18 protein-coding genes, 1 rRNA gene and 1 pseudogene are annotated in these 22,632 nt (G+C 35.9%); 7 read left to right on the top strand and 13 right to left on the bottom strand.

Features of this window, described 5'->3' with window-relative positions; genetic code table 11:
- Positions 1-41: 41 nt before the first annotated feature.
- The 7 genes from A9G40_RS04975 to murA form a co-directional block, all read right to left on the bottom strand.
- Positions 42-1,579 (bottom strand): 16S ribosomal RNA (locus A9G40_RS04975).
- Positions 1,580-2,142: 563 nt separating this feature from the next.
- On the bottom strand, positions 2,143-3,213 hold the full coding sequence (locus A9G40_RS04970) for an acyltransferase (protein WP_176700439.1): 1,071 nt from the start codon (positions 3,211-3,213) through the stop codon (positions 2,143-2,145).
- Between the two features lie 148 nt (positions 3,214-3,361).
- Positions 3,362-3,613, bottom strand: coding sequence for a GNAT family N-acetyltransferase (locus A9G40_RS04965; protein ID WP_065579610.1), 252 nt, complete (start codon positions 3,611-3,613; stop codon positions 3,362-3,364).
- Between the two features lie 219 nt (positions 3,614-3,832).
- Positions 3,833-4,795, bottom strand: coding sequence for a 6-phosphofructokinase (pfkA, locus tag A9G40_RS04960; RefSeq protein WP_065567323.1), 963 nt, complete (start codon positions 4,793-4,795; stop codon positions 3,833-3,835).
- Between the two features lie 93 nt (positions 4,796-4,888).
- Positions 4,889-5,785: a cation diffusion facilitator family transporter gene (locus A9G40_RS04955; RefSeq protein ID WP_065582146.1), complete on the bottom strand. Its 897-nt coding sequence runs from the start codon at positions 5,783-5,785 to the stop codon at positions 4,889-4,891.
- A 12-nt stretch (positions 5,786-5,797) separates the two neighbouring features.
- The gene (gene yajL, locus A9G40_RS04950) at positions 5,798-6,373 is read right to left on the bottom strand and encodes a protein deglycase YajL (protein ID WP_065582145.1); all 576 of its coding nucleotides are present in this window, start codon (positions 6,371-6,373) and stop codon (positions 5,798-5,800) included.
- Positions 6,373-7,629, bottom strand: coding sequence for a UDP-N-acetylglucosamine 1-carboxyvinyltransferase (murA, locus tag A9G40_RS04945; RefSeq protein ID WP_065582144.1), 1,257 nt, complete (start codon positions 7,627-7,629; stop codon positions 6,373-6,375). The genes yajL and murA overlap by 1 nt, the downstream gene beginning before the upstream one ends.
- 308 nt (positions 7,630-7,937) lie before the next feature.
- Between murA and A9G40_RS14200 the strand changes: the two are divergent.
- The 4 genes and pseudogenes from A9G40_RS14200 to can all read left to right on the top strand — a co-directional run bounded on the left by A9G40_RS14200 (position 7,938) and on the right by can (position 10,811).
- Positions 7,938-8,134 (top strand): annotated as a pseudogene (locus tag A9G40_RS14200) (CstA-like transporter-associated (seleno)protein).
- A gap of 132 nt (positions 8,135-8,266) precedes the next feature.
- Complete coding sequence (locus A9G40_RS15755) at positions 8,267-8,401, top strand: GTP-binding protein (protein WP_081295765.1); 135 nt, start codon at positions 8,267-8,269, stop codon at positions 8,399-8,401.
- A gap of 626 nt (positions 8,402-9,027) precedes the next feature.
- Positions 9,028-10,089: an FAD-binding protein gene (locus tag A9G40_RS04935; RefSeq protein WP_065579615.1), complete on the top strand. Its 1,062-nt coding sequence runs from the start codon at positions 9,028-9,030 to the stop codon at positions 10,087-10,089.
- Positions 10,090-10,151: 62 nt separating this feature from the next.
- Positions 10,152-10,811: a carbonate dehydratase gene (gene can / locus A9G40_RS04930; protein WP_065567317.1), complete on the top strand. Its 660-nt coding sequence runs from the start codon at positions 10,152-10,154 to the stop codon at positions 10,809-10,811.
- 14 nt (positions 10,812-10,825) lie between these two features.
- Here the strand turns inward: can and nrdG are convergent, their stop codons facing one another.
- From nrdG to trxA, 5 genes are all read right to left on the bottom strand, one after another.
- Positions 10,826-11,290, bottom strand: a complete 465-nt coding sequence (gene nrdG, locus A9G40_RS04925) for an anaerobic ribonucleoside-triphosphate reductase-activating protein (RefSeq protein ID WP_065582142.1) — start codon at positions 11,288-11,290, stop codon at positions 10,826-10,828.
- A gap of 16 nt (positions 11,291-11,306) precedes the next feature.
- Complete coding sequence (gene nrdD / locus A9G40_RS04920) at positions 11,307-13,445, bottom strand: anaerobic ribonucleoside-triphosphate reductase (protein ID WP_065582150.1); 2,139 nt, start codon at positions 13,443-13,445, stop codon at positions 11,307-11,309.
- Between the two features lie 340 nt (positions 13,446-13,785).
- The gene (gndA, locus tag A9G40_RS04915; RefSeq protein WP_065582141.1) at positions 13,786-15,201 is read right to left on the bottom strand and encodes an NADP-dependent phosphogluconate dehydrogenase; all 1,416 of its coding nucleotides are present in this window, start codon (positions 15,199-15,201) and stop codon (positions 13,786-13,788) included.
- A 176-nt stretch (positions 15,202-15,377) separates the two neighbouring features.
- The gene (gene rho / locus A9G40_RS04910) at positions 15,378-16,640 is read right to left on the bottom strand and encodes a transcription termination factor Rho (protein ID WP_034910472.1); all 1,263 of its coding nucleotides are present in this window, start codon (positions 16,638-16,640) and stop codon (positions 15,378-15,380) included.
- Between the two features lie 379 nt (positions 16,641-17,019).
- The gene (gene trxA, locus A9G40_RS04905) at positions 17,020-17,346 is read right to left on the bottom strand and encodes a thioredoxin TrxA (protein ID WP_065582140.1); all 327 of its coding nucleotides are present in this window, start codon (positions 17,344-17,346) and stop codon (positions 17,020-17,022) included.
- Between the two features lie 151 nt (positions 17,347-17,497).
- On the opposite strand from trxA, the gene rhlB reads away from it, so the two are divergent.
- The 3 genes from rhlB (at position 17,498) to A9G40_RS04890 (ending at position 20,723) form a co-directional block, all read left to right on the top strand.
- Positions 17,498-18,727: an ATP-dependent RNA helicase RhlB gene (gene rhlB, locus A9G40_RS04900; RefSeq protein WP_065582139.1), complete on the top strand. Its 1,230-nt coding sequence runs from the start codon at positions 17,498-17,500 to the stop codon at positions 18,725-18,727.
- 928 nt (positions 18,728-19,655) lie between these two features.
- Positions 19,656-19,907 (top strand): hypothetical protein, encoded by a 252-nt coding sequence (locus A9G40_RS04895; protein ID WP_065582138.1) that lies wholly within the window; start codon positions 19,656-19,658, stop codon positions 19,905-19,907.
- 297 nt (positions 19,908-20,204) lie between these two features.
- Positions 20,205-20,723 (top strand): endonuclease V, encoded by a 519-nt coding sequence (locus tag A9G40_RS04890; RefSeq protein ID WP_065582137.1) that lies wholly within the window; start codon positions 20,205-20,207, stop codon positions 20,721-20,723.
- A 56-nt stretch (positions 20,724-20,779) separates the two neighbouring features.
- On the opposite strand, the gene glnS is transcribed toward A9G40_RS04890, so the two are convergent.
- Positions 20,780-22,456, bottom strand: a complete 1,677-nt coding sequence (gene glnS, locus A9G40_RS04885; protein ID WP_065579731.1) for a glutamine--tRNA ligase — start codon at positions 22,454-22,456, stop codon at positions 20,780-20,782.
- Positions 22,457-22,632 lie beyond the last annotated feature (176 nt).

The following is a 22,632-nucleotide window of genomic DNA, read 5'->3' as shown; positions in this document are numbered from 1 at the left end:
TTCTAAACAAACAATCTGTGTGAACACTTACGAGCTCTTCGTAAGGAGGTGATCCAACCGCAGGTTCCCCTACGGTTACCTTGTTACGACTTCACCCCAGTCATGAACCACACCGTGGTAAACGCCCTCCCGAAGGTTAAGCTATCTACTTCTGGTGCAACCCACTCCCATGGTGTGACGGGCGGTGTGTACAAGGCCCGGGAACGTATTCACCGTGACATTCTGATTCACGATTACTAGCGATTCCGACTTCATGGAGTCGAGTTGCAGACTCCAATCCGGACTTAGACGTACTTTATGAGGTCCGCTTGCTCTCGCGAGGTCGCCTCCCTTTGTATACGCCATTGTAGCACGTGTGTAGCCCTGGTCGTAAGGGCCATGATGACTTGACGTCGTCCCCACCTTCCTCCGCTTTATCAACGGCAGTCTCCTTTGAGTTCCCGGCCAAACCGATGGCAACAAAGGATAAGGGTTGCGCTCGTTGCGGGACTTAACCCAACATTTCACAACACGAGCTGACGACAGCCATGCAGCACCTGTCTCACAGTTCCCGAAGGCACTCCCATATCTCTACAGGATTCTGTGGATGTCAAGACCAGGTAAGGTTCTTCGCGTTGCATCGAATTAAACCACATGCTCCACCGCTTGTGCGGGCCCCCGTCAATTCATTTGAGTTTTAACCTTGCGGCCGTACTCCCCAGGCGGTCGATTTATCGCGTTAGCTTCGGAGCCCATCACTCTAGGCAACAAACTCCAAATCGACATCGTTTACAGCGTGGACTACCAGGGTATCTAATCCTGTTTGCTCCCCACGCTTTCGCATCTCAGCGTCAGTATCTGTCCAGAAGGCCGCCTTCGCCACCGGTATTCCTCCACATCTCTACGCATTTCACCGCTACACGTGGAATTCTACCTTCCTCTACAATACTCTAGTTAACCAGTTTTAAGTGCAATTCCTAGGTTGAGCCCAGGGCTTTCACACCTAACTTAATTATCCGCCTACATGCCCTTTACGCCCAGTCATTCCGATTAACGCTCGCACCCTCCGTATTACCGCGGCTGCTGGCACGGAGTTAGCCGGTGCTTCTTCTGTAATTAACGTCAATTGTTGCACCTATTAGATACAACACCTTCCTCATCACCGAAAGTACTTTACAACCCGAAGGCCTTCTTCATACACGCGGCATGGCTGCATCAGGGTTCCCCCCATTGTGCAATATTCCCCACTGCTGCCTCCCGTAGGAGTCTGGACCGTGTCTCAGTTCCAGTGTGGCTGGCCATCCTCTCAGACCAGCTAGAGATCGTCGCCTAGGTGAGCCTTTACCCCACCTACTAGCTAATCCCATATGGGTTCATCAAATGGCGCATGGCCCAAAGGTCCCATGCTTTGGTCTCTCAACTTTATGCGGTATTAGCAGTCGTTTCCAACTGTTGTCCCCCTCCATTCGGCAGATCCCCATACTTTACTCACCCGTCCGCCACTTGTCATCAAGTGCAAGCACTCATGTTACCGTTCGACTTGCATGTGTTAAGCCTGCCGCCAGCGTTCAATCTGAGCCATGATCAAACTCTTCAATTTAAAGTTTGATGCTCAATAACTGTCTCTGACATATTCAAATGAATCTTCAGTGTCACTTATCAAGACTTAATTTTTTAGTCCGTAGACTTTAATCTTTTGTCTCGCAAGTGCCCACACAGATTGTCTGTTTCTTATTTTTAAAGAGCTAACAGCCTTTTTAAACCAATCAACTTTCCGTTAATTTACTTCGCTGTCTCAAGGGTTGCGTATACTACGCTAACCTTTTTTATTCGTCAAGATCTTTTTTCAAAATTTTTGATCTTAATTTTTCACTAACTTGCCTCAGCTTTTCGCTGACGCCGTGTCAGTGGATGCGGATTATAGGGACTTCATTTTTTTTGGCAAGCATTAATTTCAATTTTTCTCTCGTTTGTTTTTTATTTGTTCAAACCCTTTTATTCGCCACATTTGATGTAAATATAAAAATCCTCGTATTTTCAATAATTTTTTCAAAATTAATTTATATTTTGACTATATTTAAAAAGAGAACGATTATTCTCACTATAGTAATTATTCTTTTTTTACCAAAAGCATTAAAAAGCACTAAATATAAATAACGTGATTTAGCGAATTCCACCTATAAGATATTTTGCGTTATTTTTGAAAATTAATTTTATTATGTTAGCAATCATAATACTGATAACTAAAGTAGAGACTAAAAAAGTTACAGCCCCCAATGATGCTAACCAACCATTATCCGTTTTAATTATATTGCTTAGTGGAGAGATATATAACAAATGCTCAAGCTGTAACACAATGATTTCATGAATAAAATAGATGGGAAAACTTATATTTGCCATATAAGAGAAAAATTTATAAATCTTTCCTTTATTCTCTTTGTGATTGAGCCCATCTAAAAAATAAAGTGCTAATATAAATAAAACGATCTTTTGTAATGTATCATAATATAGCTTTTCTACAACCAAATGAGTCATATAGCGATAAGCAAATGGAATGAAAAAACATAAACAAAAAAAGGATATTATCAAAAACAAATTATCTTTTACTGATTTGATAATAGTTTCATAATTTTGTTTTATCATCATACCAATTAGATAAATAGGACCGTAATGCAGTAAATTTAAAAACGGTTTAGTAAAATCTGGTTTAGTAAACATCACAACCCAAAACATAGCAATCAAACCTGCAACAATTAATTTTTTTTTCGACCAATAAAAGAAAAGTGGTCCCATTAAATATATCATGATAATCATTGGCATAAACCATAAAGGTAGAAGCTGTGTGCCAGTTAGCATCATGTGAACTATCGCATTCATAACACTAGGCTCAATTGATGAGAACCATGGCAAATTGGATAAGTACTGATAATGAAAAAAGATAAAACAAAAAAGTGATACCGAAATATAAGGGCATACTACTGTCTTAAATTTTGATAAATAGTATGCTTTAGTATCATATTTGTAAGTCAAGTGTTGAAATAAAAAACCGGCAATTAATACAAAAAAAGTAGTGAAATTAAATGCAAATAAATTTAAAAAAGAAAATAAATAACTATTTGTAATTAAATGATTATTTTTAAATACACCTAAGCAGTGACTAAAAACAATCATAATAATCGCAACACCACGTAATACGTGAATAGAATGAATTTTTTGCGGTTTTTCTGTTACCATTTTCGATAGTGTGAATAATGAAAGTGAATGTGCATACATTATCACATATTTATGTAACTAGAATACTCTTTTACAAAAAAAAGCATATAAAAACACAGTAAAAATATCAATATAAATCAATGCAATAATTGGATAACGCTTGATTTGACTACCTAACCAATTTATTCGCCGCAAATGAACAAATAGGAATAATTTCTCGATTTTCCTGCCGTAGACGTTTGACCACTAACTCTAATAAATTATCAGCGATACCTTGCCCTCGATATGTCGGATCGGTATAAGTATGATTAATAGTCGCTTTATCTTTTCCCACTCTTGTAAAAGTCATTTCAGCGATTTCTTTATTATTAGCATCACAAACATAAAAGCGATTGCTTTCTTCTAAAAAACGTAATGACATAAAATTACCCGCATAATATGTGTAATTAATTGATTATAAATTACATCCATACTTAATAAAATCCAAGAATTTTTTATAATAACTGAAATCTATTACAGGAAAACATGTAGAGAAAAAAATAGGTGACTGTTTTAAGATTTTATCTTTAACAGCTCACCTATAGCAAAACAGAATGATATTAATTAATGTAGATTATGCTTTAGTTGCACAATAAACGATTTAAAATAATCGTTTGGCAGTATTATATAGATCAATATCAAATGGGCGTTTCATATTATTGATAGCATCAACAATATTATGATGCACTAATTTATTATTTTGTACACCTACGCTTCTACCTGCCTCACCTTGTAACAATAATTCAACGGCATAAGCTCCCATACGAGAACCTAAAATACGATCATAAGGAACCGGTGAACCGCCTCGTTGAACATGCCCTAATACTGTTGCCCGTGTTTCGTGATGGACTGCTGCTTCAATGTCTGCAGCAAGTTGCTTAACATCACACATATGCTCGGTAACAGTCACAATCGCATGTTTTTTACCTTTAGCAAAGCCGAGTTTAATCTCTTCGATTAGATCTTCTTTAGTATATGAAACCTCAGGAATAATCATAAACTCACACCCACCAGCAACTGAGGCATTTAAGGTTAGATCGCCACAGTCTCGTCCCATAATTTCAATTACTGAAATTCGGTTATGTGAAGAACAAGTATCGCGTAATCTATCAATAGCTTCAACAGCAGTGCTAAGCGCAGTAAAATAACCAATAGTATAATCAGTGCCACGAATATCATTATCAATAGTACCTGGTAAGCCAATACATGGGAAACCTTCTTCAGTCAATCGCATTGCCCCCATATAGGAACCATCACCACCAATAACGACTAAAGCATCAATTTGATGTTTTTTCAAATTAGCAATGCCCTTTTGTCTTACTGCTTTATCTTTAAATTCTGGAAATCTAGCCGAACCAAGAAATGTGCCACCACGAGTAATAATATCTGACACACTTGAACGTTCTAGTTGAACAATGCGATCTTCACAAAGACCCATATAACCATCATAGATACCAAAAACATCTAGCCCTTCTGCCAATGCAGTTCTAACTACACCACGAATAGCTGCGTTCATTCCTGGAGCATCGCCACCACTGGTTAAAATACCTATTTTTTTTATCATATTAAATAACTCCAATTTATTAACTTTTCGTTATTATAGAGTCTTAACAGATATCTAACAATAGACAATAAAAGCTATTTCTGATTAATTTTTCTACTTTTTCATTTCAGCAGGCACAACAGAAACTGGGTCTTGATGAATAATTACTGTTGCAGGTGAAAATTCTTCTGCAATATATTTTTCAATAGCATCCGCAATAGCATGAGCTTTAATTAAAGGCATGTCATCATCGAGTTCAAGGTGCAATTGAATAAATTTTATAGGTCCTGCTTGTCGTGTTTTTAGATCATGAAAACCTAGAACATCGGGGTATGAAGAAATGATTTCAGCAATTCGTACATTATCACTATCAGGCAAAGCGCGATCCAACAGATCTTGGATAGCATGATAAGCAATATGGTAAGCATTATAACAAATATATAAAGCAATCAAAGCTGCAAAGACAGCATCAGCATAAGTAAGTCCATACCAACTTAAGCAAAGCGCAATGATAACAGCAATATTCATCAACATGTCGGAGGAGTAATGTAGCATATCAGCCTGAATAGCATGACTATGAGTCATTTTTACAACTCGCCTTTGATATAAAACAAGGAAACCTGTGATTACCGCTGAAACTGTCGAAACCATAATTCCTAATAAAGGGATTTGCAATTCGCTAGGATGAATAAAAGATCGAACACTAGAAAATAATAAAATTATCGCCGAGCCAATAATAAATGCGCTTTGTGACAATGCAGCCAAAGATTCAGCCTTGCCATGACCAAAAGTATGCTCATCATCAGCAGGTTTTAACGCATAGCGAACTAAAAAAAAATTGAAACCAGATGCAAGTAAATCAATACTTGAATCCAGTAATGAAGCAAATAAACTTATTGAACCAGTTAACCAACACGTAATAAATTTAATTAAAATTAGAAAAATAGAGGTCAAAACGGCAATTAACGTTGCTCTTTTAACTAACTTTTCGTACAAATGTGAATTTGACATTTAGTACCTAATTTATTGATAAGACTCAATTCCCAACGGAAGAACTAACTGCTCGGCAACCTCAGCAGCCTTTGTTCGGCCTAACAATACATCGATAATTTTTAAAGCAAAATCAATAGAAGTCGCAGGACCTTGACTAGTAATAACGTTATTCGACTTGTCAAAATAAACCCTATCTGCTTTCCAATTTTTGAATGCATCTTTAGTAGTTGGGTAGCCTGTCATATTAGCGTTAGGAAATAAATTATGATGTTGTAAAACCATAGCTGGCGAAGCACAAATTGCAGCAACAATGCCACCATTTAAATGCGTTTGCTTTAATTTCTCAATCAATAATGGACAATCTCGAAAGTTTTCAGCTCCTTTTAACCCACCAGGCAACACCACTACGTCAAAATCGATGTATTGAATGTCTGAAAATACTTTTTGAGCCAAAATTGTTACGCCTCGAGAGCAGGCAATTTCACGAGAACTTGAAATGCTAGCTGTCGTAACATTAATTGCTGCTCGAGTTAATAAATCAATTGTTGTTACAGCTTCTGTTTCTTCACAACCGTCCGATAAAAACACCAATGCTTGTTTTGTCATTATTTTATTATCCTTTCAATATTGGCACCTAGTTTTCTTAATTTTGCTTCAATATTGTCATAGCCTCGATCAATATGATAAATACGATCAACGGTAGTTAGCCCCTCAGCTATACAACCCGCTAAAACTAAACTTGCTGAAGCTCGTAAGTCCGTTGCCATTACTTGTGTACCACTGAGCTTTTCGACACCGTGAGTTATTAAGGTGTTACCTTCAATTTCTGCTCTGGCTCCCATACGAATTAATTCAGGCACATGCATAAACCGATTTTCAAAAATCGTTTCTTTAATGATCCCTGTGCCTTCAGCAACCATATTTAATAATGAAAATTGAGCTTGCATATCAGTAGGAAACCCTGGGTGAGGTGCGGTATGAATATTCACTGCTTTCGCTCTTTTTCCTTGCATATCTAAACACACCCAATCTTTACCAAATTCAATTTTAGCACCAGCTTCCTTCAGCTTAGAAAGCACAGCATCAAGCAAAGTGGGATCAGTATTACGACAAGTAATTTTACCTTTGGATATCGCAGCTGCCACTAAAAAAGTCCCTGTTTCAATGCGATCAGAAACTATCTCATGAACACCACCACCTAAGCGTTCAACACCTTCAATCTCAATACGCATAGTACCAGCACCTGTAATTTTGGCGCCTAGCATATTTAAAAATTTAGCTGTATCAACAATTTCAGGTTCACAAGCTGCATTTTCGATTATCGTTTTACCTTCCGCTAAAGTTGCTGCTGACATAACAGTAACGGTTGCACCAACACTTACTTTATCCATCACTATATGAGCACCTTTAAGCCGACCATTTACTGATGCTTTAACATAACCTTCATCAAGCGTGATAGTTGCACCTAATTGTTCAAGACCTGTAATATGAAGATCGACAGGCCTTGCTCCGATAGCGCAACCACCAGGCAATGAAACTTGTCCTTGCCCAAATCGTGCTACAAGTGGACCTAAAGCCCAAATTGAAGCTCGCATAGTTTTAACTAACTCATAAGGCGCACAATAGTTATTAATATGACCCGCATCAAGATGAATAAAGTCATTTCGCTCACATTTTACACCTAGCTGACTTAGCAATTCCAAAGTCGTATCAATATCTCTCAACTTGGGAACATTTCTAAGTTCAACAGGCTTTTCAGCCAAAATGGCAGCAAATAAAATTGGCAGCGCAGCATTTTTTGCGCCAGAAATAACCACTTCACCGTTTAACGTGGTAGGGCCTTTTACGTGAAACTTTTCCATTATTAACTCTTATGCGTGATAAATTGGCAAACATTATAGAAGTTATTTACTAATAGATAAATGAATTTCATGAAAAAATTAAAGTGCTATTCTTTTCAAATCAACTAAAAGTACAGAAAATCAAACGCTATCAAAAATTTGATTTTTATTTGCGAATCTAATAATCATTACAATTAATCAATGATTGGCTCAGGCAAATTCCCACCTTTATTGGTATATACTGCATTCGTCATTATAATTTGAGTTATGCGATATAACCATTTAAAGATTTTATATTTCAATAATATCGTATTCAATCTGAGAAAAATATGTTTGATTCTCTCTCTAAAGTAGGGAAATACCTTGGTCAAACTGCAAAACTGATGGTGGGCACTTTTGGTTATGATAATTATGTTCAGCATATGAAGCTTACCCACCCAAAGCAACTCCCTATGTTTGATAAAGTTTTTTTAAAAAGCACTAGAAGGAAAAAGTCAATGGCAAAGGTGGTTTTAAATATTGCTAATAATTAAAAAGCTATAAGTAAAAGATTTTATTACAAATTCATTATTACCTGTAATCTTAATAACTTTCTTCGCTCAGGTAAGACAACACACCTTAATTATTTATTAAAACAACATAACCGTGATGAAAAGCCATTATTATCGAAAACGAATTTAGCTCAGTAAGCATTGATAGTAATTTGTTAAATATTAACACTAAAATTCAAATCGTTGAAATGACCAATGGCTGTATTTACTGTAGCGCGCAAGGAAAACTAACCGAAGCATGATATAAATTACACGTAAAACACTAAGCAGGGTGAATTACAATTTGATTGGTAGATTATCCTACCAACTGATCTTGCCAATCTGGGATCTGGCACCAATGATTCGAGCCGTTTTTATTGATGATCTAATTCGAGAAAAATCCAACTTGATCGATTATTACACAGGTAGATGCGCAACATATTTTAAAGCATTTTACTGAATATCACATTAATGAATATCACATAGTTCTTTCACAAATTGTTTTTTCAAATCGCATCATTTTTTAACTAAAACTGATCACGTTGGCAATGAATAAAAAGCTAAAGTGATTCACCGAATTTATAAAATCCACCACAAAGCGACTATCTTTGAAGAAGTAAAAGAGCAAATCCCAAAATCATATTGGCTTGCTATACAGCTCTTTGATCAAAGTAATGAACTATATCAAGCATTAAAAAAACAGCATCAGGTCAATAACAAAATTAACATATTGAAAAAAATTATATTATATGCTGAAACGGTATACATTCCTGAAACTTTTTGACAAGCTAGTTGGTATACAGAAAACGACATCTCTAATAGCCACATTGAATTTAATTTGCTAACATGAAAGCTTTTTTAACCGTGATAAAGCAAGCAGTACAATAACATGGATTATGATATCGCAATTATAGGGCTTGGGCCTGCAGGCAGCACGTTAGCTCGTTTACTTAGCCCGTCGTTCAAAGTCATTGCATTAGATAAAAAACATCAATCTACAGATGAAGGTTTTCATAAACCTTGTGGTGGATTATTAGCAGATGATGCACAAAAAGCTTTTGTTCGACAAAAGCTGAATTTACCCACTGATATTTTAACTAATCCTCAAATTTTTAGTGTCAAAACTTATGACTTACAAACAAAACTTGTTCGCAATTACCAACGAAGTTATGTGAGTTTTGATCGACACAAATTTGATCTATGGTTAAAATCACTAATACCGTCAAAAGTAACCGTTCTTCATAATACGCTTTGTAAAGAAGTAAGGCGCATTATTGATGGCTATCAAATCACTTATATTGATGAACACAAAACCGAATATAATATCACAGCGCAATATGTAGTAGGTGCTGATGGCGCCAACTCGCTTGTCAGAAGAATGCGATATCCTCAGCATACAATAAGGCAATATGTAGCTATACAACAATGGTTTGTAGAACAACACCCAAATCCATTTAATTCGTGTATTTTTGATAATCAAACAACAAATTGCTATGCTTGGAGCATTTCAAAAAATGGTTATTTTATTTTTGGTGGTGCTTTTCCTAAAAAAGTGGCAAATCAAAATTTTGAGCAATTAAAAGAAAAATTAACAGCTCAGGGGTTTATTTTTAGTAAACCAGTCAAAACAGAAAAGTGTTTAGTGGTTTACCCAAATCGGTTACGTGATTTTTATACTGGCAATGAAAACATATTTCTAATTGGCGAAGCTGCAGGTTTTATTAGTGCTAGTTCTTTAGAAGGAATTAGTTATGCATTGGATAGTGCGGAAATTTTAAGTAAAATTTTAAACAGTAAACATCCGAAACCAAATAAATGTTATTATCAACGCACAATTCCACTACGTTTAAAACTCTATTGCAAAATTGTTAAAGCTAAATTATTAACGACGCCTTTCTGGCGTAAGTTGATCATGAAAAGTAAGATTCAACATATTAGGCAAATTGAATAACGTAAAATAAACAAAAATATAATAATAAAAATAAAAATGAAATAGATGAGGAAATATCAATTATGTTTGATGTACAAGATTTGATTCGTTTTAATCACGAATGGTCAGAAAAAATAGAGCAAGAAGATCCAGAATTTTTTAAACAACTTGCCATTGAACAAAATCCGAAATTTTTGTGGATCGGCTGCTCAGATAGTCGCGTTTCAGCAGAAAAACTTATTAAGCTAAAACCGGGTGAATTATTTGTACATCGAAATGTCGGTAATCTTGTAATACATACTGATTTAAACTGTTTATCAGTCGTTCAATATGCTGTAGATGTTCTTAAAATCGAAGATATCATTGTTTGTGGTCATCTAGGCTGTGGGGGAATTCGTGATGCGGTTGAAAATCCTGATTTAGGGTTAATTAATAACTGGCTGTTGCATATCCGCGATTTATGGTTTCGCAATAGCTCCCTACTAGGAGAATTCCCACCCGAAATTCGTTTGGATGTATTGTGTGAACTTAATGTGGTTGAGCAAGTCTACAACCTCGGCCACTCTACAATTATTCAATCAGCATGGCAACGAGGGCAAAAAGTGAATTTACATGGTTGGGTTTATGGAATTCATAATGGTAAAATTACTGACTTACACATATCCTCGTCAAGTAGCGAAAATCTAGAAATTAACTACCGTGAAGCGATTTCCTATCTTCTCAATTTACACAAATCCCAATAATTCACTAATCATTTTTATTTAAAACGATGGATAATTTGATTGCTGCTTCCTCGCCATAATAGACGAGGATCAGCAAGTTCTTGCACAAATTTTCCATCAATTAACACATCAATATAAGGAACAACAGCTTGTTGTTCAGCGGTTAACTCATCAAGCTTATACCCCGTCCAAAGCCAAATATCTTTATTATCGCATTCAGATTTAACACGTTGGACCAGTTTTAATATAGTTGGAACGTTCTGAGGATGCAAAGGATCACCACCAGAAAGCGATAATCCTTGACGTTTTATTTCGGTATCTTGTAAATCTTTAATAATTTGATCTTCAAGTGATTGAGTAAATGGCGAACCAGAATTGATACCCCATGTACTTTTGTTATAGCACCCTGGGCACTGATGTACACAGCCAGCAACGAAAAGAACACAGCGAGTTCCTTCCCCATTAACAACATCAACAGGATAATAACGATGATAATTCATAAATATTTATTGATTATTAACCAATTTGACCATTATTTAAATGTTTAACTCGACGTTTTACTTCTTCTTGTTTACCTGAATTGAATGGGCGAGCATCAGGACTACCTAAATATCCACAAACACGACGAGTAACCGATACTTTTGAAGAATCATGATTACCACAACTTGGGCAAACAAAGCCTTTGCTGGTACAAGAAAATTCACCGGTATAACCACATTCATAACATTCATCTATTGGCGTATTAGTCCCATAATAAGGAACTCGAGAATAACTATAATCCCAAACATCTTCTAACGCTTTGATATTATTAATCATATTTGGATATTCCCCATAGCAAATGAAACCACCATTGGCGACTTGAGGATAAGGTTTTTCAAATTCGATTTTTTCGTACGGATTAACCTTTTTCTCAACATCAAGATGGAAACTGTTAGTATAATAACCTTTATCAGTAACACCAGGAATTACACCAAACTCAGCCGTATCAAGCCGGCAAAATCGATCACATAAATTTTCGCTTGGCGTGCTATATAAACTAAACCCATAACCAGTTTCACTCTTCCATTGATCTACCGCATTACGTAAACGCTCAACAATTGCCACACCTTTTTTGCGTAATTTATCACTATCAAATGGATGCGTTTGATTTCCGTAAAGTGCATTTAATGTTTCATGAAGACCAATATAACCTAAAGAAATTGAAGCGCGACCATTTTTGAAAATCTCAGAAATATTGTCGTCTTCGTTAAGTCTCACACCACAAGCACCTTCCATGTATAAAATAGGAGCTACACGTGCTTTTACGCTATCAAGTCGAGCAATACGCGTCATTAATGCTTTTTTACATAGCGCTAAACGTTTATCTAAAATTTCCCAAAAGCGAGCTTCATCACCTTTAGCTTCTATAGCAATACGCGGTAAATTAAGGCTAATGACGCCTAAATTATTACGCCCATCATGAATTTGTTGGCCGTCTTCTTCATAAACACCCAAAAAGCTGCGACATCCCATTGGTGTTTTAAATGATCCTGTTACCTCAACGACTTTATCGTAATTTAAAATATCCGGATACATCCGCTTACTTGCACACTCAAGTGCAAGTTGCTTAATATCATAATTAGCATCGCCCTGTTTATGATTAATACCATCTTTAATTGCAAAAACCAGTTTTGGGAAAACCGCTGTCTTGTGATTTTTGCCAAGTCCTTTAATACGAACATTTAAAATAGATTGTTGAATTAATCGTGATTCCCAGCTAGTCCCTAACCCAAAGCCAAAAGTAACAAATGGTGTTTGGCCATTAGCGGTATGTAAAGTATTGACTTCATACTCTAGAGACTGAAACGCATCATAACACTCTTTTTCGGTACGGCTTTCAGCATAAGCTTCTGGATTTGGGATATTCCACTCTTCAGCCACTTTTTTGTGTTTGTTATAACTGATGGTAACAAATTTTGCTAAAACTTCATCAATGCGATTAATTGTCGTACCGCCATAAATATGGCTAGCAACTTGCGCAATAATTTGTGCCGTTACAGCTGCCGCTGTTGCAATTGACTTTGGCTGCTCAATTTCAGCATTACCCATTTTAAATCCGTTAGTTAACATACCATCTAAATCAATTAACATACAGTTAAACATTGGGAAGAATGGCGCATAATCTAAATCATGATAATGAATTTCACCGCAATCATGAGCTTGAGAAATGTCTTTTGGTAAAATATATTGTTTAGCATAATGCCTTGCCACGATACCCGCAAGTAAATCGCGCTGAGTCGGTATTACTTTGCTATCTTTATTAGCATTTTCATTTAAAATAGCAACATTACTTTGCTCAATTAACCCTCGAATATCTTGATTTAGCCGGCTACGTTCTTCACGAGCACGATCACGATCGTGACGATATTCAATATAAGTTCTCGCTAATTTTTTATAAGGGCCTGACATTAACTGATTTTCAACTGCATTTTGAATTTCGTTAATATCAACGCTATCACATTCACTCATTTGATTAGTCACAACACGAGCAACTGTTGCACAATAATCTGGATCATGAACATTGGCTGCCACAGCAGCTTTAACAATGGCATCGTTAATTCGAGTCTCATCAAATGCAGTTTGACAACCATCTCGTTTAATTACTACAGGCATAATATGCTCCTCAATATTCATTAATAATTAGCAATTGGCATAGATTTATATCAGTAAAAATATTTATATAATTATTATTTTTTATCAGAATATTAAGCTTTTATGATAGAAATCAAGGTTTTCACATTGCTTAGAAAATACTATATATAGTAAATATGAGCAAATTATACACCATATATAGTGTTTTTCTAGTTTTTTAATAAATAAAATAACTTGACAAGTTTAAAATCAATAATGACAAGTATTTATAAATTATTGGGATATAAAAAGAGAAAAGAAGAAAAACAAAAGTGCACGCAAGTTCTGCACTTTTGTTAAAAAATAGAATTAGAAATTGAAAATACTATGATTCAATATTTAACCAATCGGTGTGAAACACACCTTCTTTATCTATACGCTTATAGGTATGTGCACCAAAGTAGTCTCGTTGCGCTTGAATTAAATTAGCGGGTAATACCGCAGAACGATAACTATCATAGTAGGCAATAGCTGCCGAAAGTGTTGGAACCGCAATACCTTGTTGTACAGCTAAAGACACCACATCACGTAATGATTGCTGATAAGCCTCAACTGTTTGATTAAAATAAGGTGCCAATAATAAATTATCGATCTCATTGTTATCAGCATAAGCATCAGTAATTTTTTGTAGAAACTGGGCGCGAATAATACATCCAGCTCTAAAAATTTTAGCAATTTCACCATAATTTAAATCCCATTGGTACTTATGAGATGCGGCTTTTAACTGCGCAAAACCTTGCGCATAAGAGATGATTTTAGCCATATACAGTGCTTTACGAACCTTCTCTATAAGCACTTTCTTATCACCACTATATGGTTCGTTTTGCGGACCTTTTAACACTTTTGCAGCCGAAATGCGCTGATCTTTAATGGCTGATAAATAGCGTGCGAATACAGACTCAGTGATTAAAGATAAAGGTTCCCCCAAATCCAATGCACTTTGGCTGGTCCATTTCCCTGTGCCTTTATTACCTGCTGCATCCAAAATCACATCAACTAAATAATTACCCTCATCATCTTTATGTCTAAAGATATCGGCTGTGATTTCAATCAAATAACTATCTAATTCACCTTTATTCCAGTCGGTAAACACATCAGCTAGTTCATCATTAGTTAAACCCGCAGCATGTTTCAATACAAAATAGCTTTCAGCTATCAGTTGCATATCGCCGTATTCAATACCATTATGAGCCATTTTCACATAATGACCCGCGCCATTTGGGCCGATATAAGCGACACAAGGTTCACCATTAGCCTTAGCGGCTATTTTCTCTAATATCGGTGCAACTAGCTCATAAGCCTCTTTTTGTCCACCAGGCATAATTGAAGGCCCTTTAAGTGCACCTTCTTCACCACCAGAAACTCCTGTACCAATAAAATTAAAACCTTCATCTGAAAGCATTTTATTGCGACGAATGGTATCTTCAAAATAAGCATTCCCGCCATCAATAATAATATCGCCTTTATCTAATAATGGGCGTAGCTCATCAATTACCGCATCAGTCCCTTTACCTGCTTGCACCATAATAAGAATACGACGAGGCTTCTCTAATGCATTGACAAAATCTTCAATCGTAAAGTAAGGAGCCAACTGTTTATCAGAATGCTCAGCCATGACTTGCTCGGTTTTATCTTTAGAACGATTATAAATAGCAACAGAAAACCCGCGACTTTCGATATTAAGTGCAAGATTTCGCCCCATAACCGCCATTCCAATAACACCGATTTGTTGTTTTGACATAATTTGGCTCCTTTATTAAACCTTTATAACCTTAACCATAAGGTTTTTTTTAACAATATCTATAACGTACTTAAGTTTTATAAATTACGCTATATTCTGCCATAAAAAAAGCCGTATCAGAATACAATACGGCTATTTTTCATTACTTTAATAATATTTATTATCAACTGAACAAATCATGAACGCTTCATCATTTCAAAAAATTCATCATTAGTTTTAGTCATGGCAAGTTTATCAATTAAAAATTCCATCGCATCTGTTTCACCCATTGGGTTAAGTATTTTGCGCAAGATCCACATTTTTTGTAGCTCATCCGGTGAAGTCATTAAATCTTCTTTACGCGTACCAGAACGATTAAAGTCAATAGCAGGGAACACACGGCGCTCAGCAATTTTACGTGATAAATGAACTTCCATATTACCCGTACCTTTAAACTCTTCGTAAATGACTTCATCCATTTTAGAACCCGTATCAATCAACGCAGTTGCAATAATAGTTAAACTACCACCTTCTTCGACATTACGAGCAGCACCAAAAAAGCGTTTTGGTCGATGTAGCGCGTTTGCATCCACACCACCAGTTAATACTTTACCTGATGATGGAACAACGGTGTTATAAGCTCGAGCAAGTCGAGTGATCGAATCTAATAAAATAATTACATCTTTTTTATGTTCAACCAAACGTTTTGCACGTTCAATTACCATTTCAGCGACTTGAACGTGCCTTGCTGCTGGCTCATCGAAAGTCGAAGCAACAACTTCGCCTTTAACTAGACGTTGCATTTCGGTCACTTCTTCTGGGCGCTCATCAATCATCAATACCACTAATTCACATTCAGGATGATTGACTGCTAGACTTTGAGCAATATTTTGTAAAAGCATTGTTTTACCAGCTTTAGGCGGTGCAACAATCAAACCACGTTGACCTTTACCAATTGGCGATGCTAAATCAAGTACTCTGGCTGTGATATCTTCTGTAGAGCCATTACCTCGTTCCATACGTAAACGAGAATTTGGATGAAGGGGAGTTAAGTTTTCAAAAAGGATTTTATTGCGGGCATCTTCTGGCTTATCATGATTGACTTCGTTAACTTTCAGTAAAGCAAAATAACGTTCGCCTTCTTTTGGTGGGCGAATTTTACCTGCAATAGTATCGCCCGTCCGTAAATTAAACCGCCGAATCTGGCTTGGTGATACATAAATATCATCTGGTCCTGCTAGGTAAGAGCTGTCAGCAGAGCGTAAAAAGCCAAAACCATCTTGTAAAATTTCCAGCACACCATCACCAAAAATATCTTCACCACTTTTGGCATGTTGCTTTAAAATCGCAAAAATAATATCTTGTTTTCTAAGGCGGGCAAGATTTTCAAGCCCCATTTTTTTCTCACCAAGCGCTACAAGCTCAGAGACAGAAGTGTTTTTTAATTCAGTTAAATTCATAATTTTAAAAATTCTTGAGGATAAAATTGATATGTTTGCAATTAATACTATTTGTGTATCTTTGTTTCATTTACTTATAAAAAATTCTTTCCCTTACAGCACATAAATTCAATCGATTACTAAGCTATTGATGATAATTAAAGATCTGTATATAGAATTTCACCACTTTACCAATAAAAACAATGAATTTGTAGAAAGGAGTATTTGTAAGAAGCTCGCAATTTACACTAAAAATATCAATATGTCTAGATTTAATTGCATTAATTAGTCTTGTTTGTAAAAATAAGCAAAAAGAGCGGTACACAATGCACTACTCTCTTAATAATTATTATCTTAGTTTTTATTCAATTCTTAGTTCTTATGCAATATAAAGGCTATTTCATAATTGAGAATCGATAAAATTTTTAAGCTCCGCTTTAGATAGCGAACCGACTTGAGTCGAAACCACTTGCCCATTTTTAAAAATCAACAATGTTGGAATGCCTCGTATACCGAATTTAGGCGCTATATTAGGGTTTTCTTCAACATTTAATTTAGCAATAACGATTTTATCCGCATATTCTTGAGCTATTTCTTCCAAAATCGGAGCAATCATTTTACAAGGCCCACACCAAGAGGCCCAAAAATCAACAAGTACTGGTTTTGCTGATTCATTAATTGTCCTATCGAAAGTAGCTTCCGATAACTGAACGATATTATTACTCATTTTTACCTCCAACATATTTTACTTAATGCAATAATAGATGAGTTTAAATTACTCGACTAGTAATTAGTATAATAGGATATAATTATTAGTGATGTCACGGTATTTAGTGTGTTATAATCTCGAGATTCTGATAATTATATCTGCAACCATAATGATTCAATCATATCTTACCCAAACAACTTTTAGTCAATTTCCTCTTCATCCTTTGGTGTTAAAAGCACTTGAGAAAAAAGGGTTTGTTTACTGTACGCCAATCCAAGAAAAAACATTACCATTAACCACTACAGGGATCGATATTGCTGGGCAAGGGCAAACAGGAACTGGCAAAACAATGGCTTTTTTAGCCTCAACATTTAATCACCTGTTGAATCATGAACCTTTACCTGATCACAAAACCAATCAACCAAGAGCTATAATTCTTGCACCAACACGAGAATTAGTTGTGCAAATTTATCATGATGCACAAGCGTTATCTGAAGAAACAGATTTAAAATTAGGATTAGCTTTTGGTGGCGATGGCTACGATAAACAATTAAAAATGCTATCTAACGGCGTAGATATATTAATTGCCACAACAGGAAGATTAATCGACTATGCTAAACAAAATTATATCAACCTAGAAGCGCTTCAAGTTGTCGTTTTAGACGAAGCCGATCGTATGTTTGACTTAGGATTCATTCGTGATATACGTTGGATTTTCAAACACATTACGCCGCCGCAAAAACGGCTAACCATGCTATTTTCTGCAACATTAACACATAATGTGCGTGAGCTCGCATTTGAACATATGAACAATCCACAGTATGTTGAAGTTGAGCCAGAACAAAAGATTGGTCACAGAATCAAAGAAGAACTATTCTTTCCATCAAATGAAGATAAATTAGCGCTTTTACAAACACTTATTGAAGAAGAATGGCCAGATCGCTGTATTGTGTTTGCTAATACCAAAGTGGCTTGTGAAAAGATTTGGCGACATCTTGTTGCTGATGGTCACCGTGTTGGATTACTCACTGGCGATATTGCTCAGAAAAAACGTTTATCAATTTTAGAGCAATTTACACAAGGTAATCTTGATATTTTAGTTGCGACCGATGTGGCTGCTCGAGGTTTACACATTCCTAATGTTACCCATGTATTTAATTATGATCTACCTGATGATTGTGACGATTACAGACACCGTATTGGTCGTACAGGGCGGGCGGGAGCTGAGGGATACTCGATTTCCCTTGCCTGCGAGCGCTATTCGCAAAACTTACCCGCAATTGAAAAAGCAATTGATCATGCTATTCCCGTTAGCCAGTATGACCCTTCTGCATTATTAGTTGATTTACCAACGCCAAAACCTTTTCGGCGTCCATCACGTAGAAAGTCTACAAACTAGATAAGTAAACAGTGAGGTACAAGAATTATATATTCGTTACTATTTAATCTGACACCATATTTGCAAAAGTGAGCGTTGCTGGTTTTGAGATAAGATACTAAATCTACAATTAAAAATATGGTATATCAGCTTATGTTTGAGCTAGCAATTGTAGTAGCTTAAACATGAGCTAACAGACACTAACTATTCATTAGAATTTATGTTAACAAAACACTGAACCGATGAGTAAAATAAATTCTGCAGTGACTTTTCCTTAACTAGCGCCTTTGGCACCTAACCAAGTTTGCCAAGGCGTTTTACCTTAACAATACTTGTCTCAATGAGCTATTTCTTTATTATAAAATTGAAGCCATTACTCAATTTTCTTTTTATTTTCAGATAATTAAGTGCAGATATTGCGTCTAAACATAACATCATAATATTCAGCTTTCATTGTTTTATTGAATTATTTAAAAATACCACTAGTCTAAAGAAGGTAAGCCTTGGTTTCTGTATACTCAATATCCTCAATTAAACTATTTTTCCGTGTACACTTTGGCAAAAAAGCTTTGAATAATTATTGATAAAAACTTGTTAAGATGTTTCCCCAATTTCTGTGATGCATCCTACATAATAGATATCTTGCGCACATAAGCACATAAGTAGCCGAGATGCTGGCTCTCAATTTCACCATGAACCTCAAGACACACTTTTGCTTACCCAAGTGTTTGCAACTGGTTTTCTATCAATACATAACTTTCTTGAGCTACTTTCATTTCTAGGGCAATTAAATGTTTTTTAAACTTTCTAAATCGTAGTGCAATCAAATTGAGTACGCACACTACCTGAAATATTCCTTGTTGACGCAATTGATTATCAACTTGATGTTAACCACCGCTTATTTAATATACGAATTATTTCCTAAAATGACAGCTATCTGACTTGCTCATTGCATGCTAGCATTCATTATAAAATCAATGATAAAGATAAAAATTGGCATAAACTTGACGAGTATATTATTCGAAGTACAGATAAAGATAAGGATGATAATAACCAACATATCAGTGTTAATTTAAATATCAAACAGTCAAAAATTAAAGCCATTAATGCCTGTTCTGATGAACCACCACCGATTATTACCTTTGACCGTAACCAAATGAGCGTTATATTTAATAGCACAAATAATCAACCTTTCATTTAATTTAGGGAGCAACGAAAACAACCACTACATCACTAAATGGAATAGATTTACTTTATTCCCAATTTAATGTGCGTATTTGATGCACCACAAACCTTTATTGGCGAATAATGTGATGCTAGCAGGGAAAAATGTTACCTACAACAAAGAGTGAATCGGCAGGCGATGCTTTTTACTTAAATAGTTAATTTGCGTTTGTTTAGTAATTGGTACTATTTTGTTAATGATTATTGTATTAAAATTAACTAATGAAGTGAAAAAAATCATCATGATAAACAGGTAAAAAAACTATAACTCACTATGATACTTGCAATTGATGCCTATTACATTAATGACCGAGCCAAATCGGTCGGCGTTTTATTTAATCATTGGACTGATTCGAAAAATGCGGTTGAAAGCTTAATCATCGATTATCAAGATAATGTTGCGCCTTATCAATCTGGTCAATTTTATCAACGTGAATTACCTTGCATAATGTCACTGCTTAATAAAGTTGATTTAAGCCAGATCTCAACCATCGTTATTGATGGCTATGTCCATTTGAATGACGGTAAGATAGGCCTTGGTGGGCATTTGTATAATGCGTTAAACAAAATGATCCCAATTATTGGCGTTGCTAAAAAACCTTTTGCGGGGAATAGCGAATATTTGATTGAAGTTATTCGTGGCCAAAGTAAACACCCACTATATGTAACGTCAATGGGTATATCGTTAGAGCGTGCAGCAGAAAATGTGCAATCAATGGCGGGTAAATACCGAATGCCTGATTTACTCAGCTATTTAGATCAACAAACAAAATTGTTTAAACATGAAAAGTAAAGTCATCTAGTTAGTTATCATTCGCCGACTCGTGCCGGCGATGATTGCACGTTTAATTATGCTTCGTTCCAACTATCTCTTAAGCCAACGGTTCGGTTAAACACTAGCTTATCTTCAGTTGCAAATTTGCTATCCAAGCAGAAGTAACCTTCGCGCTCAAATTGGTAAGCATGCCCGATATCCGCATGTTGTAAGCTTGGTTCAACAAAACCTTGTTTAATTACCAAAGAAGTCGGGTTAATGGTTGATAAAAAGTCTTCCGCTGCACCTGGATTTGGTGTGTTAAATAAGCGATCATACAAGCGAATTTCAGCAGGTTTGGCAAATTTTGCTGAAACCCAATGAATAACACCTTTCACTTTACGCCCATCTTCAGGGTTTTTATTTAACGTAGCGGGATCGTAGCTACAATAAATCGTTTGAATATTGCCTTCAGCATCTTTTTCAACGCGATCAGCTCGGATAACATAAGCATTACGTAGTCGCACTTCTTTGCCTAATACCAAACGTTTGTAATTTTTGTTGGCTTCTTCTCTAAAATCAGCGCGGTCAATATAGATTTCACGTGTGAATGTGACTTCACGGTGACCAAGTTCAGGACGATTAGGATGATTTGGCATACTGAGCACTTCATCAAGGTTTTCTGAAAAGTTTTCAATAACCACTTTAACCGGATCAAGCACAGCCATTGCGCGTGGTGCGTTTTCGTTAAGATCTTCGCGAATACAAAACTCCAGGGTGCTCATTTCAACCGTGTTTTCTTGTTTTGTGACACCAATTCGGCGACAAAAGTCACGAATAGAGGCTGGTGTATAACCTCGACGACGTAATCCTGATACGGTTGGCATACGTGGATCATCCCAGCCATCAACAATTTTTTCGGAAACTAATAAGTTTAATTTACGCTTAGAAGTAATAGCATATTCTAAATTCAATCTTGAAAATTCATATTGGTGAGGGCGAGCTTCAATCGTAATATTATCTAAAACCCAATCATATAAGCGACGATTGTCTTGGAATTCAAGTGTACAGAGTGAATGCGTGATATTTTCGATCGCATCAGAAATACAGTGGGTAAAATCGTACATTGGGTATATGCACCATTTGTTGCCTGTTTGGTGATGCTCGGCAAATTTAATACGATATAGCACCGGATCGCGCATGACAATAAATGGCGAGGCCATATCGATTTTAGCACGTAGGCAGGCTTTTCCTTCTGCAAATTTGCCTTCTTTCATTTGAATAAAAAGTGCTAAGTTTTCATCAATACTACGATCACGATATGGGCTATTTTTGCCGGGTTGAGTGAGTGTTCCTCGATATTCACGGATTTCATCAGCTGACAACTCATCAACATAAGCAAGCCCTTTATTGATTAGCTCAATTGCATATTCATATAGTTTGTCAAAATAGTCAGATGAATAACAAATTTCGCCATCCCACTCAAATCCTAACCAGCGAACATCTTGTTTAATTGATTCAACATACTCTATATCTTCTTTGGCTGGGTTGGTATCATCAAAACGTAAATTACATTTACCTTGATAATCTTGCGCAATACCAAAATTTAAACAAATGGATTTAGCATGGCCAATATGTAAATAACCATTAGGTTCTGGAGGGAATCGAGTATGTGTTGTTTTATATTTTCCCGCCGCTAAATCAGCATCAATAATTTGACGAATAAAGTTAGTTGGACGATTATCTGTCTCGGCCGGTAATGAACCGCTCATAAAAAACCTCTGATGATATATTGATTAATAACAAATTTAGAATATTTGCTTTGTCATTACTTGTAATGTTAACCGAAGAATATAACAAATTTTTCCTATTTCTGAAACGGAAAACAAGCTATTTGCAACGACAAAAATGGTTTGTAAATAAATCTTTTAATTAAAACAGATCGTTA

This window comes from Gilliamella sp. Nev3-1, from assembly GCF_001690435.1.
In the GTDB taxonomy this organism is placed as follows: domain Bacteria; phylum Pseudomonadota; class Gammaproteobacteria; order Enterobacterales; family Orbaceae; genus Gilliamella; species Gilliamella apicola_C.
The sequence above is the reverse complement of the archived record's forward strand: the minus strand, read 5'-3'. Positions and strand labels throughout refer to the sequence as shown.